12 protein-coding genes and 1 pseudogene are annotated in these 13,804 nt (G+C 60.9%); 6 read left to right on the top strand and 7 right to left on the bottom strand.

The annotated features are described in order from the left end of the window. Window positions 1-85 precede the first annotated feature (85 nt). Window positions 86-2,035 carry an ABC transporter substrate-binding protein gene (locus DMO26_RS00230; RefSeq protein WP_117190002.1) on the bottom strand — a complete coding sequence of 650 codons (1,950 nt, stop codon included), beginning with the start codon at window positions 2,033-2,035 and terminating at the stop codon, window positions 86-88. Window positions 2,036-2,235: 200 nt separating this feature from the next. Between DMO26_RS00230 and DMO26_RS00225 the strand changes: the two genes are divergently transcribed. The 5 genes and pseudogenes from DMO26_RS00225 (at window position 2,236) to DMO26_RS00205 (ending at window position 6,350) form a co-directional block, all read left to right on the top strand. Continuing rightward, window positions 2,236-2,949 carry a ribonuclease activity regulator RraA gene (locus tag DMO26_RS00225; protein ID WP_117190001.1) on the top strand — a complete coding sequence of 238 codons (714 nt, stop codon included), beginning with the start codon at window positions 2,236-2,238 and terminating at the stop codon, window positions 2,947-2,949. Then, complete coding sequence (locus tag DMO26_RS00220; RefSeq protein ID WP_117190000.1) at window positions 2,949-3,668, top strand: FadR/GntR family transcriptional regulator; 720 nt, start codon at window positions 2,949-2,951, stop codon at window positions 3,666-3,668. The genes DMO26_RS00225 and DMO26_RS00220 overlap by 1 nt, the downstream gene beginning before the upstream one ends. Window positions 3,669-3,716: 48 nt before the next feature. Continuing rightward, a complete protein-coding gene (locus DMO26_RS00215; protein WP_117189999.1) occupies window positions 3,717-4,547 on the top strand; it encodes an NAD-dependent epimerase/dehydratase family protein in 831 nt (276 codons plus the stop codon). Then, window positions 4,544-5,425, top strand: a complete 882-nt coding sequence (locus DMO26_RS00210) for an SMP-30/gluconolactonase/LRE family protein (protein WP_117189998.1) — start codon at window positions 4,544-4,546, stop codon at window positions 5,423-5,425. Before DMO26_RS00215 ends, DMO26_RS00210 begins: the two co-directional genes overlap by 4 nt. 12 nt (window positions 5,426-5,437) lie before the next feature. Then, a pseudogene (locus DMO26_RS00205) lies at window positions 5,438-6,350 on the top strand (dihydrodipicolinate synthase family protein). A 58-nt stretch (window positions 6,351-6,408) separates the two neighbouring features. Here the strand turns inward: DMO26_RS00205 and DMO26_RS00200 are convergent. The 6 genes from DMO26_RS00200 to DMO26_RS00175 form a co-directional block, all read right to left on the bottom strand. Continuing rightward, the gene (locus DMO26_RS00200; RefSeq protein WP_117189997.1) at window positions 6,409-7,482 is read right to left on the bottom strand and encodes an ABC transporter ATP-binding protein; all 1,074 of its coding nucleotides are present in this window, start codon (window positions 7,480-7,482) and stop codon (window positions 6,409-6,411) included. Beyond that, a complete protein-coding gene (locus DMO26_RS00195) occupies window positions 7,479-8,306 on the bottom strand; it encodes a carbohydrate ABC transporter permease (RefSeq protein ID WP_117189996.1) in 828 nt (275 codons plus the stop codon). The genes DMO26_RS00200 and DMO26_RS00195 overlap by 4 nt, the downstream gene beginning before the upstream one ends. Further along, on the bottom strand, window positions 8,303-9,205 hold the full coding sequence (locus DMO26_RS00190) for a carbohydrate ABC transporter permease (RefSeq protein ID WP_117189995.1): 903 nt from the start codon (window positions 9,203-9,205) through the stop codon (window positions 8,303-8,305). Before DMO26_RS00190 ends, DMO26_RS00195 begins: the two co-directional genes overlap by 4 nt. A 115-nt stretch (window positions 9,206-9,320) precedes the next feature. After that, window positions 9,321-10,553 (bottom strand): ABC transporter substrate-binding protein, encoded by a 1,233-nt coding sequence (locus DMO26_RS00185; RefSeq protein WP_117189994.1) that lies wholly within the window; start codon window positions 10,551-10,553, stop codon window positions 9,321-9,323. 65 nt (window positions 10,554-10,618) lie between these two features. Further along, window positions 10,619-11,521 carry a sugar phosphate isomerase/epimerase family protein gene (locus DMO26_RS00180; RefSeq protein ID WP_117190487.1) on the bottom strand — a complete coding sequence of 301 codons (903 nt, stop codon included), beginning with the start codon at window positions 11,519-11,521 and terminating at the stop codon, window positions 10,619-10,621. Window positions 11,522-11,532: 11 nt separating this feature from the next. Then, window positions 11,533-12,567, bottom strand: a complete 1,035-nt coding sequence (locus DMO26_RS00175; protein ID WP_117190486.1) for a Gfo/Idh/MocA family protein — start codon at window positions 12,565-12,567, stop codon at window positions 11,533-11,535. 129 nt (window positions 12,568-12,696) lie between these two features. On the opposite strand from DMO26_RS00175, the gene DMO26_RS00170 reads away from it, so the two are divergent. Then, window positions 12,697-13,713 carry a LacI family DNA-binding transcriptional regulator gene (locus DMO26_RS00170; RefSeq protein WP_117189993.1) on the top strand — a complete coding sequence of 339 codons (1,017 nt, stop codon included), beginning with the start codon at window positions 12,697-12,699 and terminating at the stop codon, window positions 13,711-13,713. The last annotated feature ends 91 nt before the right edge of the window (window positions 13,714-13,804 follow it).

Here is a 13,804-nt window from a genome sequence, read left to right as displayed (position 1 = left end):
GCCCGAGGGCTGCCGCCTCATATTGACAGGCAATTGCAGTGGTGGAGTGCCGCCGCTGGTTAAGCGGCGGCACGGCAAAGACAGATCAGCTCGTAAACGTGAACTGTTGCGGCAGGGCCGGACCGGGATTCGGCCACGACCAACTGTCCGGCTGCTTTTCCGGCACGTTGCGCAGGTTGTTGCGGATGATGCCGAAGCTGCCGACGGCAAGGCAGATGCCCATGACCTCGAACTCTTCCGCAGCGATGTCGAAGAGCTGTTTCATGATCGCGCCGCGCTTGTCGACATCGGCCGTGGAACGGGCTTCGTCGAATAGCTTGAAGCGTTTCTTCTGGCTTTCCGGCGGCTCCTCGCCCTTGGCGCCGTTGGATGTGTACCAGAGCGTCCATGGAATGGCGTAACGCGACCCCTGAGGATGGAAGGCGAAGAAATCGCGCGGATCGAGCATCGGGTCGAGACCGCCCGGACCCGGCCAGACTTGCGCGTCATGGGCGTTGTCGTCGCCGCGCGTGTAGTAGAGCGCGCGTTCGATCGTGTTGACCTTCATGTCCACGCCGATCTTCGCCCAATGCGCCTTCACCAGTTCCAGCACGTCGACGAGGTCGGGATAGAGCGTCGGGATGACGTCGACCGCGAAGAAGAAGGGCTGACCATCCGGCCGCAGGCGGATACCGTTGGCGTTCTTCTTGTCGAGGCCGGCCTTGTCGAGCATCGCATTGGCCTTGTCGGTCGCGTATTCGGTGAACTGGCGTGCCAGCTTCTCATGGTGCCAGGGATGCCCCGGACGCGGGCCGGTCTGGTATTTTTCGCTCTGGCCAAAATAGACGATGTCGATGATTTCCTGGCGATTGATGCCCATCGACAAAGCCTGGCGGACCGACTTGTCTGCAAAGATCTTGCGCAGCACCGGATCCTTATGGGTCATGTTGAGATACAGCGAGCACTGCTGCGCCGCCGACGGAACCAGTGACAGCAGGCGGTAATCGCCCTTCTTCGTATTTTGCGACAGGGTGGGCTTGTTCGAGAGCGAGTTGATGTGGCGCTCCTGAATGTCCAGCTTGCCGGAGATGACGTTCAGCATCAGCGACTCGACATCCTGCGAGATGCCGAAGTTCAACTCGTCGATATAGGGAAGCTGGCTGCCTTCCGTATCCACCTGCCAGAAATAAGGGTTGCGGACCATCACCACGCGGGTCGCGCCGCCCGAATAGGGTTCCTTGATCATCCAGGGATCGAGAACCGGCTTCTCGGCATTGCCCCATCGCTGTGGGATTTCGATATCGCCGCACTTGGCGCGGAAGAGATCGGGCCAGTTCGCTGCACCAGCCGCCTTTACGTCGTCCGCGAGCTTCGGGTTGTATTTCGGCAGGAATTTGCTGCAGTAGTGCTTGGCGAACAGCGTCGGATGCTGGCCAAGCGGAGTGGCAAGGTTTTCGAGATAAAGGGCGTTGGCCGCCGCGAAAGTGAACTTGACGGTGTAATCGTCGATCTTCTCCACCACGACGGGCTTGCCGCCCACCTGGATCTGCGCCGGCGTCGCGCTGTAAAGCTCCTTGTTCTTGACGACATCCTCGATCGCAAAGACCACGTCGTCTGCCGTGAACGGATGGCCGTCGGACCACTTCACCCCTTTTCTGAGATGGAAGGTGAATTGCGAGGCGTCGGCATTGGCCTCCCACTTCTCGGCAAGGTTCGGCAGAACCTGCGTAAATTCGAGGTTCCAGCGGACAAGGCCCTGGTTTCCGACCATACGCAGAATGCCGTTATGGTCCGAAGAACCGCGCAGGCCACGGCGCAAGGTGCCGCCATAGGTGCCGACTTTTTCCCAGGGCTTCACGACCAGAGGGTTCTGCGGCAGGCGATCGGCCAGCGCCGGAAGCTTGCCGTCCTTCACCAGCGCCGCAAGCTGCGGAGCCTCCTTGGTGCCGGCAGCCCTGGCGATGCCGCCCGCAACAGACAGGGCAACCGCCCCGCTCACGCCTGCCAGAAACGTCCGGCGGCTCACGCCGGAAGACATGATTTCGTCGTCGCGCATTGATCTCCTCCCATATGCAAGACCGAGCCGACATAGGCAACGACTGATGGCGGTTCCCATTCGCCAGAGCCGCCGCGGACCTCCATCCCATCGGCAAAACGGACCATAGGCCGCTTTTCAGATGATTACAAGTATTGACAGATTTTTACAACTTAAATAGTTCTAGCGGTAAAGAGGCATGCCGAAGTGGGAGGATAAGCATGACTTTCAGCGAGGAAACGCGCGAAAAACTGAAGGGCGTTTCGACGGCGACGCTGACATCCGTCCTGCTGAAACGTGGTCTGCGGAACGTCTTCATCCGCGGGGTCCACAAGATCAATAAGGATGCGCCGCGGCTGGTAGGACCAGCTTACACCCTGCGCTATATTCCGGCGCGCGAGGATATCGACCACACTGGCGTTTTTGTCGGGCGCAGTCATCCACAGCGCCGGGCGATCGAGGAATGCCCGGAAGGCCACGTGCTGGTCATCGACAGCCGCAAGGATTCGAGCGCCGCCTCGGCCGGCGCAATCCTGATGACCCGACTCTGGAAGCGCGGGGCCGCAGGCGTCGTAACTGACGGCGGCTTTCGGGACACACCGGATATCGCCCAACTTCCCTTCCCCGCCTATCATGCCGAGCCGTCCGCGCCGACCAACCTCATCCGCCACCATGCGCTCGATCTCAATCAGCCGATCGGCTGCGGCGATGTTCCGGTCTATCCGGGCGACGTTATCGTTGGAGACGATGAAGGCGTAGTTGTCATTCCCGCCACGATGGCTAAAGAGGTCGCCGACGAGGCCTTCGAGCAAACTGCGTTTGAAGATTTCGTCGAGGACCGCGTGAGGGCGGGAGACAGTATTTTCGGTCTCTACCCGCCGGAAGCGGAAGCGGAACAGGCCTTTCGCGAATGGAGAATTGAAAAGGGACGTTGATGGACCAATCCGGCGTGATAGCGGCCACCAAGGCGGAGCCTCGTTTCAGCGACATCATCTACGAAAAAATCGTGGGCATGATCGCGGACGGCCGTTTTCCCGTCAACGAACGGCTTCCCTCGGAACCCAATCTCGCGGTGATGTTCGGCGCCTCACGGCCGGTGGTACGCGAAGCGCTGGAGCGGTTACGCACCGACCAGCTAATCGTCTCGCGCAAGGGCTCCGGCTCCTATGTGCGGCAGCGTCCGGACTCCTCCGTCCTGAAGCATGTGCCGGTCGGCTCACTGGCCGACGTGCAACGATTTTTCGAATTCCGGGCCGGCCTGGAGGCCGAGGCTGCCGAACTGGCGGCCCGCAACTGGCAGGCCCATGACCGCATTCGCATCCTTACAAAGCTTGCCGCTCTGGAACGCTGTCTCGATATCGGAGAACTCGGTGCCGAAGAGGATCAGGAACTTCACGACGCGATCGCGGCTGCGAGCGGCAATCAGTTCCACGTCACGGTCCGCGACTGGTTCCGGCCACATTTTACGATAGGCATGTCGCTGACCCGCAGCCTCAGCCTCAAGCGCACACCCCTGCATGTGCGCATCGTGCAGGACGAACATCAGGCCATAGTCGAGGCGATCCTGGCGCGGCAGGAAGCGGCCGCCCACGACGCCATGAAGATCCATATTCTGAATGCGCGCGCTCGCATGTTTCAGGGCGTGGGAGGTTAGGAGACCTTCGATTTCGTGTGACGCGGGGAGGCGTCGCGAGGAGGGATATTGAAACGGATTGCGATAACGGGCGGCGCCGGCAACATCGCGACGCAGCTTAGAGGTTTTCTACGCCCCGAGGTGGAGCATATCAGGCTGATCGACATCAAGCCGGCGCAGAACCTCGCGACGAACGAAAGCTTTTTCGAAGGCGACCTTGCCGACGCCGGCGCAATGCGCGTGGCGCTCGATGGCATGGACAGTGTTATCCATCTGGGCGGACTGCCGCGGGAATTCGATATCGACGAGATGTTGCCGACCAACATTCTCGGTACTTACAACGTCTACGAAGCAGCGAGAGCGAACGGCACAAACCGCGTCGTCTTCGCCTCCAGCAACCACGCGACCGGCTTCTACCCGCGCTCCCGGACGATCACGCCGCTCGACGTGCCCCGACCCGACACCCGTTACGGCCTGTCGAAATGCTGGGGTGAAATGGTCGCCGGCTTCTATTACGACAAGGCTGGCATCCGCACTTTGTCGATCCGCATCGGTAACGCGGGCCCCTATCCCAACAGCGAACGCGCTGCAGCTATCTGGATCAGTGCCCGTGATCTCTTCCAGCTGGTAAAGATCGGCCTCACCCATCCGGATATCGCAGCCGCCGTGGTCTACGGCATGTCGCGTACCGATGCGGGCTGGTGGAGGGACGAGCTTGCCGAACGGCTGGGCTATCGGCCGCAGGACTATACGCGCGATCATCTGCGCCCTGAGCCTATCGTCGAGAGCCCTGTCGCAGCCTTCTTCCAGGGCGGCGGCTTCTGCGATCGCGACCATGACGGGATTATCCGGCTGAGGGACGAAAACGGACTGGTTGTTTCCAGGGACGCCTTCCAATGAGCGACACGAAGATCATTACGCCCGAAACGCGCCGTGTCATCGACTTTCCTCTGAAGGTCGGAGAATCCCCCACCTGGGACGACCGCACCGGCGATCTTTGGCTGGTGGATATTCTCGCCCCGGCGGCGATCTGTCTGCGTGCCGGCGGCCAGGTGAATAGGTTCGAAATGCCGGTGAAAATCGGCTCCCTGGCGCTCTGCGAAGGTGGCGATATCGCGGTGGCTCTCGAAAGCGGTGTGCACATCCTGAACCCGAAGACCGGTTCGATGAAGCTGCTCTGCAACCCGGACAATGGGCGCGCCGATAGCCGGCTGAACGACGGCAAGGCCGGCCCGGATGGCTGCTTCTGGGTCGGCACGCGTGACGAGGGCGTGCCGCAGACAGGCAATGCCCGGCTCTACCGGGTGAAGCCGGACGGTTCCTTCGAAACCGTCCTCGACGGCAATCTGATGACCTCCAACGGCCTCGCATGGAGCCCGGACGGGCGCACCATGTACCATTCCGACAGCAGCGGCCTTTACGCACAAATCTTCGATTTCGACCCGAACCAAGGCGTCACGAGCGCACCGCGACGGCTGCACGATTTCATGCCGGAGGAAGGACGACCGGACGGCGCGGCGGTGGACGCCGAAGGCTTCTACTGGAGCGCCGGACAGCAGAGCGGCCGGCTCAACCGGATTTCACCCAGCGGCGAGGTGATAGAGGCCTACAGGATGCCGGCCAAGGGCCCAAGCATGCCCTGTTTCGGCGGGCCGGATTTTTCCACAATCTACGTCACCACGCTTTCGGCCGACAACAACGGCACTTTCGAGCACGGCACACTCTACGCTTTCGAGACCGGTGTGCGCGGCCTGCCGGAACACCGTTTCGCGATCTGAAGGGCAGGTCACATGAATATCCAGGATTTCCGAAAGACGTTGACTGGAATTTCCGGCGTTCCGATCACCGCCTACGACAAGGACGGTGAAGTCGATGCCGTCACGACCCGCACCATCTATGCCCGCGTGGCGGAAGCCGGCATCCACAACATCGTTGCAGCCGGCAATACCGGAGAGTTCTACGCTTACCCTTGCCGAAATTGCAAGGGTTACCGAAGCGGCAATTGCAGGCGTTGACGGGCGGGCACCGGTGACCGCTGCCGTTGGCCGGTCGCTCCGCGAAGCGATCGGCATGGCGAAAGCGGCCAAGACAATGGGCGCTTCCGCCGTCATGTCCCATCAGCCAGTCGATCCCTTCGCCGCACCCGCCGCGCAGATCGACTATTTCCGCCGCCTGGCAGAAACCTCGCCGCTGCCGATAGTCGCCTATGTGCGCGCCGACGGCTTCACCGTCGACGACATGCTGAGGCTCGCAGGCCACCCGAACATCGCCGGCATAAAGTTCGCGACGACCGACATCCTGCTTCTGTCCCGATCGATCACCGCTTCTGACCCGAACCATGCATTGTTCGTCTGCGGCCTGGCGGAAAGCTGGGCGCCCTCCTTCGCCGCTGCCGGCGCCCGCGGCTTCACCTCTGGCCTCGTCAATGTCGCGCCGCATTTCTCGCTCGCGGTGCATGCGGCTCTGGAAGCCGGCGATTTTGCAGAGGCGCGCCGCATCGTCGCGATCATCGAGCCATTCGAACGGATGCGCACCAAATATCGCAACGGCGCAAACGTCACCGTCGTGAAGGAAGCATTCGCCTTGATAACCGGTCTTACCGTCGGGGAGGTGCGCATTCCGGGCCTGCCGCGGCTCGACCCGGAAGACCGGGCACAGCTTGCCGAGGTAATGAGACGCCTTTCGGCGGAGGCAAGGCAGTGAAGTGATGGCGGAATATAGCCGTTTGCCGTGACCTTCTCTGCGAAGGTAGCTGAACAATTCATACCAAACGTATCTGTGTTTCCTTATCGAAAAGATGCAGGTGAGTTGGATCGAGATGAAGCGGAAGCGTCTCTCCACGGCGAATTGACACGCGGTTGTTCAGCACGATGATCAGTTCCGGTTGCGTCGCGGTGGTGACGTAAGTAGCTGCGCCGGTGCTTTCGACATTTCCGACCGGCAAGCGGAGCGCCGTATCCATCTCGCTTGCAAGCTGAAGGTGCTCGGGGCGGATTCCCACAATCAACGTACGACGGGCCTCAACGGATTTCGTCAACGCCACGATATGAGGCGTACCCAGATCGAGGACAACGGAGCGCCCGTCCGCTCCCACCTGAGCAGGTACGAAATTCATGGCCGGCGAACCGATAAATCCCGCCACGAACTGGTTTGCCGGCCGGTCATAGAGTTCAAGCGGCGCGCCCTGTTGCTCGATGACGCCTTGGCGCATGACCACCACATGATCGGCCATGGTCATCGCTTCGATCTGGTCATGCGTGACATAGACGGATGTCGCCCCCAGCCGGTCATGCAGCGCGCGGATTTCCTTGCGCATATGGACACGCAAGGCGGCATCGAGATTGGACAGCGGCTCGTCGAACAGAAAGGCCTTCGGGTTGCGGATGATTGCCCGGCTCATCGCTACACGCTGGCGTTGGCCACCCGAGAGTTCGCGCGGATAACGCCCAAGAAGGTTTGAAAGCCCGGTCGTGGCGGCCACCTCCTGTGCTTTGCGCCTGGCCTCCGCCTTGCCGACACCGCGCATCCGCAGGCTATAGGTCAGGTTTTCTTCGACCGTCATGTGCGGGTACAGCGCGTAGGACTGGAAGACCATGGCAAGGTCCCGCTTGCGGGGCGGAACGCCGTTCATCCGGGCGCCGGCGATGACCAAGTCTCCGGCGGAGATGGATTCTAGCCCGGCGAGCGAACGCAGCAGCGTGGATTTTCCGCAACCGGAGGGGCCGACGAGAGCGACGAATGAGCCTTTGCGGATCTTCAGGTCGATGTCCCGCAGCGCATGATAGGCTCCGTAATACTTGTTCACCCCCGAAAGTTCGATCTGATGCATGGTCATTTGAGGGCTCCGGACGTCAAGCCGGAAACGATCCGGCGTTGCAAGAGGACGAAGATGGCAAGGATCGGCGTCACATACATTGCGGCATAGGCCATGATGTTGTTCCATTCGTTGGTGTTCGGTCCCATGAAGGAATTGAGCCCGACGCTCGCCGGCTGGTATTCGATCGCCTGGATCATCGATTTCGAATAGACGAATTCACCGAAGGCTTGCATGAAGATCAGGATGGCGCTGACCAGAATACCGTTGCGGGCAAGCGGCAGGACGATGTGAAAGAAAGCGCCGAAGCGGGAATTGCCGTCGACCAGCGCCGCCTCTTCCAGTTCCATCGGCACGCTCATGAAGGTCGCCCTGACCAGCACCACAAAGAAGGGCATGCTTTTGGCCGCGATCGCCAGGATGACGGCGACACGGGGGTAATCCAACAAACCGAGCTGCGAAAAGCCGACGAAGATCGGCGTGATCATCAGCGAAGCCGGCAGGACCTGCAGCATGAGAATGAGGAACAGGCCGATATCCACCCAGACGTTGCGATAGCGCGCCAGCACGTAGGCGCAACCCGTGCCGAGGATGACGATCAGCGAGACGGCGCCGGAAGCGATGATAAGGGAATTCCAGAGATACCGGCCGACATTGCGGCTTTCCCAGACGGAACCGTAAATCCCCCATTGCGGATCGGAGGGCCAGAAAGACGGCGGCGAGGCGAACATCGCAGACCCTGTCTTGATGGCCGTCACATACATCCAGTAGAGTGGAAAGAGGTAGACCGCCGCCAGCAGAACCGCGACCACCAGCATGAACTTGTCGCGCAAGGCAAGGCTCATCCGCGCACCTCATGCCGCGTCGAGCGGACATAGACGACGGACGCGATCATCACGAAGACGATCATGATGACGGAGATCGTCGCCCCTTGCGCAAAGTCATACTGTCTAAAGGACATATCCCAGGCCCAATATTGCGCGACGTTGGACGAATTGTTGGGACCGCCGGCGGTGATCGCGGCGAAGAGGTCGAACTGCTGCAGGGTGAAAATCAGCCCGAGCGCGATGATCGCGCCGATCGTGGAGCGCATCATCGGCAGGGTGATAGTGTAGAACCGCTGCATGACATTGGCGCCATCGAGCTCAGCCGCCTCGTAAAGGTCCTGGGGGATGGCCGACAAGCCGACTGAAAGCAGGATCATGTTGAAGGAAATGCCGAGCCAGATATTGGCGATGACCACGGCCCAAAGTGAAAAGTCGGGATCGGAGCGCCAGAAGATATTGCCGGAAACGAGCCCCGACTCCCGGAGGATATAATTCAGCACGCCGAAGTCGCCGGAAAGGATCCAATTCCAGATGGCGCCGACGACCAGGCCCGGCATGACCCAGGAAACGAGAAACAATCCGCGCAGCCATGACGAGCCGGGAAAACCGGTCCAGAAGAAGAGCGCCAGCGCGAAACCGATGGTAAATTGTCCGGCGATCGATGCGACCACGAAGATCGCCGTATTTCCGAGGATCGGCCAGGTCTCGGGCAGCGAGAAAAGGGTGGCGTAGTTCCTGAAGCCGACGAACGGCCGCGCGAAGGTGCCCAAGCTGAACATGTCCACTTCCTGAAAGCTCATCACGATGTTGTAGATGAGTGGCAGGCCGGCCATTGCGAACAGGAAGGCAAGCGGCACGGAGACGAGGCCGATATCGAAACCACGCCCGTCGCGGATGGAAAGAAGCAATCTTCTCATGAAACCTCCGGATCGGCGCCGCCTTCCGGTCCGGAGCCGCGCGGCAAGCGCAACGACCCCGGCCGGGAGGAGAGGCTAGATGCCGGCCTGCCTCACAACAAGCCGGCTCGATGGCTTACCCAAGCACGGCCTTGATCTTCTTGTCGGCCTGATCGAGAGCCTCCTGGGCGCTCATCTGGCCGGTCAGGGCGGCCTGGATGGCATCCTGGATCGCCTTCGAGATCTTTGGCCAGGCGGGATGCGGCCCGCGCGGCTGGGCATATTTCAGCTGTTCCTGAAAGACCTTCAGGCCAGCATCCTTCAGCGGCTGGCCGGTGGGCGGGATGGCAAGATCGGAACGCGCCGGAAGCTGACCGAAATCCTTGAACATCCGATTGTCCTGGGAGACGAAATATTCCAGCACCTTGAAGGCTTCCTTCGGATGCTTGGTATTGGCAAAGATCGCCCAGTTGAAGTCGCCCATGGCAGACGAGCGCTTCGCGCCGGCTTCCGGAAGCGGCAGCAGCGCGACGCCCCATTCAAACTTGGCCTCCTTCACCATCCGGTCCAGCTCCCAGGGCCCGGAAATCGCCATGGCCGCATTGCCCGAATTGAAGGTTCCGGTCGAATCCCACTGGCTGCGGGTGAGCGTATCGCGAGACGCCAGCTTCTCGTCGATAATCATCTTCCAGGTTTGGAGCGCTTTCACGGCACCGGGCGTGTTGATCTTGTCATAGCCTCCGCCGCCCATCTGCGCCCAGGGCAGGAACTGGAAGGTCCCCTCCTCGTTCGCCTTGGCGGAAAAGGTAATGCCGTAGACGTTCTTTGCCGGATCCGTGAGCTTGCGGGCCGTATCGACCAGCTCGGCCCAAGTCTGCGGCGGTTTGGCAGGGTCGAGCCCTTTCGCCTTGAACATGTCCTTGTTGTAGTAGAGCGCGATGGTATTCGTCGCCTTCGGCACGCCGAAATAGCGATCCTTCCACATCACCGATTTCAGCGGGCCGGGATAATAGTTGGCCGGCTTCACGACGCTCGACTGCGCGATCATGTCCGTCAGGTCGAGGAACGCACCGCGTGACGAAAACAGCGCATGTTCCGGATTGTCGACGGCAATGATATCCGGCGCCTGGCCGGTCGAATAGGCGCGCATCGCCTCGCTCACCACGTCGTCGAACTGGATCTGGCGGTATTCGACCGTAATTCCGGTCTTCAGATTGTTGAAGTCCTTGATAAGGTTCGGGGCCGGCTGAATGTCGCGGTCAAGCGACCAGACGGTGATTTTTACATCCTCGGCACGGGCCGAGGTATAAAGCGCCGATACGCTGGCGAGTGCGAGCGCGCCGATCACGGCCAATTTGCGAATACCCATGCTCTCCTCCTTCAGGTTATGCTCGCCATGCGGCCTCCTCCAGGTCACACGAACGAGCGGTTGCATCAGACGGGATCAGCCACGAAATCGCCGCCCCGGCAGGATTTCAGATAATTCAGTGCGTGAACCTGGCCGGTCATTTCGAACTCGTCCCGATAGACGGGATCGTGCCATCCCTCGATATCGATCGAACCCGACCAGCCCGCGAGCCTGAGTTCGGAGATGACGTCGGTCCAGTTGGTGTCGCCGAAACCCGGCGTCCGCATGAAGACGAACGGATGCTTGCCGAAAATGCCATGCTCGCGGATGACGTCACGGCGGATCGTTGCATCCTTGCCGTGCACGTGAAAAATCTTCGATGCCCATTTGCGAATCTGCGGCAGAGGCTCGATCAGATAGACCATCTGATGGCACGGCTCCCATTCGAGGCCGATATGGTCGTCCGGCGTCTCGTTGAAGATCAGCTCCCAGGCATCCGGGTTGTGGGCGATGTTCCAGTCGCCGGTCTGCCAGTTGCCGTCCATCGCGCAGTTCTCGAAGGCGATCTTGACGCCCTTGTCTGCTGCGCGCTTTGCGAGCTCGCTCCAGACCTGCCGATAGCGCGGCAGGCTTTCCGGTATGGGCCGTCCTCGCAATCTTCCGGTGAAGCCTGCAACGCAGGTAGCGCCGAAATGATGGGCATTGTCGATGCAATCCTTCCAGCCCTGCAGCGTCTGCAGGTCGATATCCGTCTCTTCCAGCGGATTGCCGAACATGCCGAGCGCCTGGATGGTGATGTCGCGATCGCCGGTGGCGTCGCGGCAGCGCTTGCCGAGCTCCGCCAGATCCTGGCCGTTGGTCGTCTGCCAGAAGAAAGGCTGAAAGCTTTCAAAACCCATGTCCGCGATCTGGGCGATGCGTTCGGCCGCGCCGCCCTTGGTAGCCCGGATCATGGTGCCGATGCGGATAGATTTTGCCGGGTTGCTCATGCGCTCGATCCTCATGCTTGAATGGCGACGGGCTGGCCGGTGCGCGCGCTTTCGATAGCGCCGAACACCATGGCGAGACTCTTGATGTTGTCGAAGCCCGCTGTTTCGGGCGAACGACCGGAACGGATCGCGTCGAGAAAGTCAGCGATCACGCTCGCATGGCCGTGTGTCTCCGCCTCATGGGGAGCCGGCGGCACATCGATCGGCCGGTAACCGCGCAACAGCCCTTGCTCCTCGGCGGCAATTGTCGCCTCGAAGATTTCCTCGCCGTCCCAGGTCAGCATGCCTTTGGAGCCGACCAACCGCCAGGCGCTTTCCCAGCTCGTGCGGCGCCCTTCCGCGCACCAGGAACCGCGATAGGTGAAGGCCACATCTTCGGAAAACTTGAATACCGCGTTCGCCGAGGCGCCATGGGCATACCAGGAACCGGCCGGATTTGATTCAAGGCAATAGACCGACAGCGGGTGCTTTCCGCTGACGAAACGGGCAGCGTCAAACGTATGGATTGCCATGTCGAGCAGAAGCACGTTGTCCATCTGCTCCCGGAAGCCGCCGAAATGCGGGGCGATGAAGAAATCGGCGTGAACGCCGGTCAGTTCGCCGATCGCCCCGCTCTCGACGAAGCGGCGCATCCGCCGAATGCCGGATATGAAGCGGCGGTTCTGCACGACGGCATGGATCCGCCCCGCCTCTTTTGCAAGTGCGATGAGCTCTCTCGCTTCACCGAGTGAGGTGGCCATCGGCTTTTCGCTGAGCACGTGGCAGCCGCGTTTGAGGCCTGCGGCAACGACGGCCTTGCGGGCAGCGGGTACGACGACGTCGAAGAGAAGATCGGCCCTGGTCTCTTCCAGCATCACATCGAGATCAGTCCCGACAAGCGCGCCCGTAAGGTCGAAAGCCTCTGCGAGAGCCTGCGCAACTCCGGCATCAAGATCGACCAGCCCTGCGATCTCGACGGTCTCGGCGAGGCTCGGCGTCGCCTTCAACGCCCGCACCCAGCCGTGCGCCATGGCTCCGCATCCGCATAGAACGGCCTTCAATGTCACGATATCCTCCTCGCTGACGGTCCGATGCTCCTTCATCGGCTTCCGTAAACGTTTACGATCCTATTTACAGGTCGTGTTCTTTGTCAATAGGATTTCCGAAAACGATTACGGTCTGGTAGGACGGAGTTGATGAAGGGCATTCGGCGGCTGGCAGAACATCTCGATATTTCGATCGGCACGGTTTCGCGCGCCTTGAACGGCAAGCCGGACGTGAACGAGGAAACGCGCCGGCGTGTCCTCGAGGCCGCCGAGCAGCTCGGCTATGTCGCCAACCAGTCGGGACGAGCGCTGCGCAAGGGCTCGACCGGAGTGATCGGCTTCATGATGCAGACCGGCCGGGAAATCACCGGCCAGGGCGATATCTTCTTCATGAGCGTCTTTGATGGGGTCCAGACCGTGCTGGCCCGCCACAAGCTCGATCTCGTCGCCCTCCTTTGCTCTTCAGAGGAGGATCCGGACGATTATCTCAAGCGGATGGTGGCGCGCGGTTTTGCCGACGGCATCATCCTGTCGGCGACGCGTCGCCACGACGCCCGTTTCGAATTTCTGGCACGGCATTCGATTCCCTTCATCACGCTGGGGCGAAGCCTCACCGATGTCGGTCAGCCATGGATCGATCTGGATTTCGAAGGCATGGCGGAGATGTCGATCGAGCGCCTGGCACGGGCCGGGCATAGCCGCATAGGTTTCGTCTGGCCGCACGGCGATCTCAATCTCGGCTATGTCTTTATCGAACGCTGCCGGGAAGCCTTGGCGCGACACGGGCTGACGCTTGCCGAGGAGTGCATTTTCCGCGCCAATCCGAACGAAGCCGGAGGTTATGCGGTCGCCCGGCAGATCAAAGACAGCGCTAAGCCGCCCACTGCCATCATCCTTGTCAACGAGACCCTGGTGACGGGGCTATATCATGGCCTCGAAGAGGTTGGCCTTCGACCGGGCCCTGACATCGCCATTATCGGCCGTCGAAGCCCGCAGGCACGATTTCTCTCGCCAAGCCTAACGGGCTTCGAGCTCTCTCTGAGAGACCTCGGCATCGCGCTTGCCGAAAGCCTGCTGTCGGCCATGCCCGCCTACGGACACCTTTATCCTGAGGTAGTGCGCAGGAAACTCTGGCCGATGTCCCTCATCGACGGTGACAGCGGGTGAAGGGATGGAAACATCCTCACCCTGACGAGTTTTGCAGCGGTCAGACCGCCCGATCTGATGGCGGCGGCCGTGAAACCTGCCGTCCCGGCGA

It is taken from the genome of Rhizobium terrae, assembly GCF_003425685.1.
In the GTDB taxonomy this organism is placed as follows: Bacteria; Pseudomonadota; Alphaproteobacteria; order Rhizobiales; family Rhizobiaceae; genus Neorhizobium; species Neorhizobium terrae.
Note: the sequence above shows the minus strand (reverse complement) of the source record. Positions and strands in the feature narration are given on the sequence as shown.

What these genes read in the sequence shown, in the direction of transcription:
- DMO26_RS00200 (WP_117189997.1), bottom strand. Translation starts at nt 7,482, where the DNA reads ATGACCATGCATCAGATCGAACTTTCGGGGGTGAACAAGTATTACGGA.
- DMO26_RS00185 (WP_117189994.1), bottom strand. Translation starts at nt 10,553, where the DNA reads ATGGGTATTCGCAAATTGGCCGTGATCGGCGCGCTCGCACTCGCCAGC.
- DMO26_RS00190 (WP_117189995.1), bottom strand. Translation starts at nt 9,205, where the DNA reads ATGAGAAGATTGCTTCTTTCCATCCGCGACGGGCGTGGTTTCGATATC.
- DMO26_RS00195 (WP_117189996.1), bottom strand. Translation starts at nt 8,306, where the DNA reads ATGAGCCTTGCCTTGCGCGACAAGTTCATGCTGGTGGTCGCGGTTCTG.
- DMO26_RS00180 (WP_117190487.1), bottom strand. Translation starts at nt 11,521, where the DNA reads ATGAGCAACCCGGCAAAATCTATCCGCATCGGCACCATGATCCGGGCT.
- DMO26_RS00210 (WP_117189998.1), top strand. Translation starts at nt 4,544, where the DNA reads ATGAGCGACACGAAGATCATTACGCCCGAAACGCGCCGTGTCATCGAC.
- DMO26_RS00220 (WP_117190000.1), top strand. Translation starts at nt 2,949, where the DNA reads ATGGACCAATCCGGCGTGATAGCGGCCACCAAGGCGGAGCCTCGTTTC.
- DMO26_RS00225 (WP_117190001.1), top strand. Translation starts at nt 2,236, where the DNA reads ATGACTTTCAGCGAGGAAACGCGCGAAAAACTGAAGGGCGTTTCGACG.
- DMO26_RS00230 (WP_117190002.1), bottom strand. Translation starts at nt 2,035, where the DNA reads ATGCGCGACGACGAAATCATGTCTTCCGGCGTGAGCCGCCGGACGTTT.
- DMO26_RS00170 (WP_117189993.1), top strand. Translation starts at nt 12,697, where the DNA reads ATGAAGGGCATTCGGCGGCTGGCAGAACATCTCGATATTTCGATCGGC.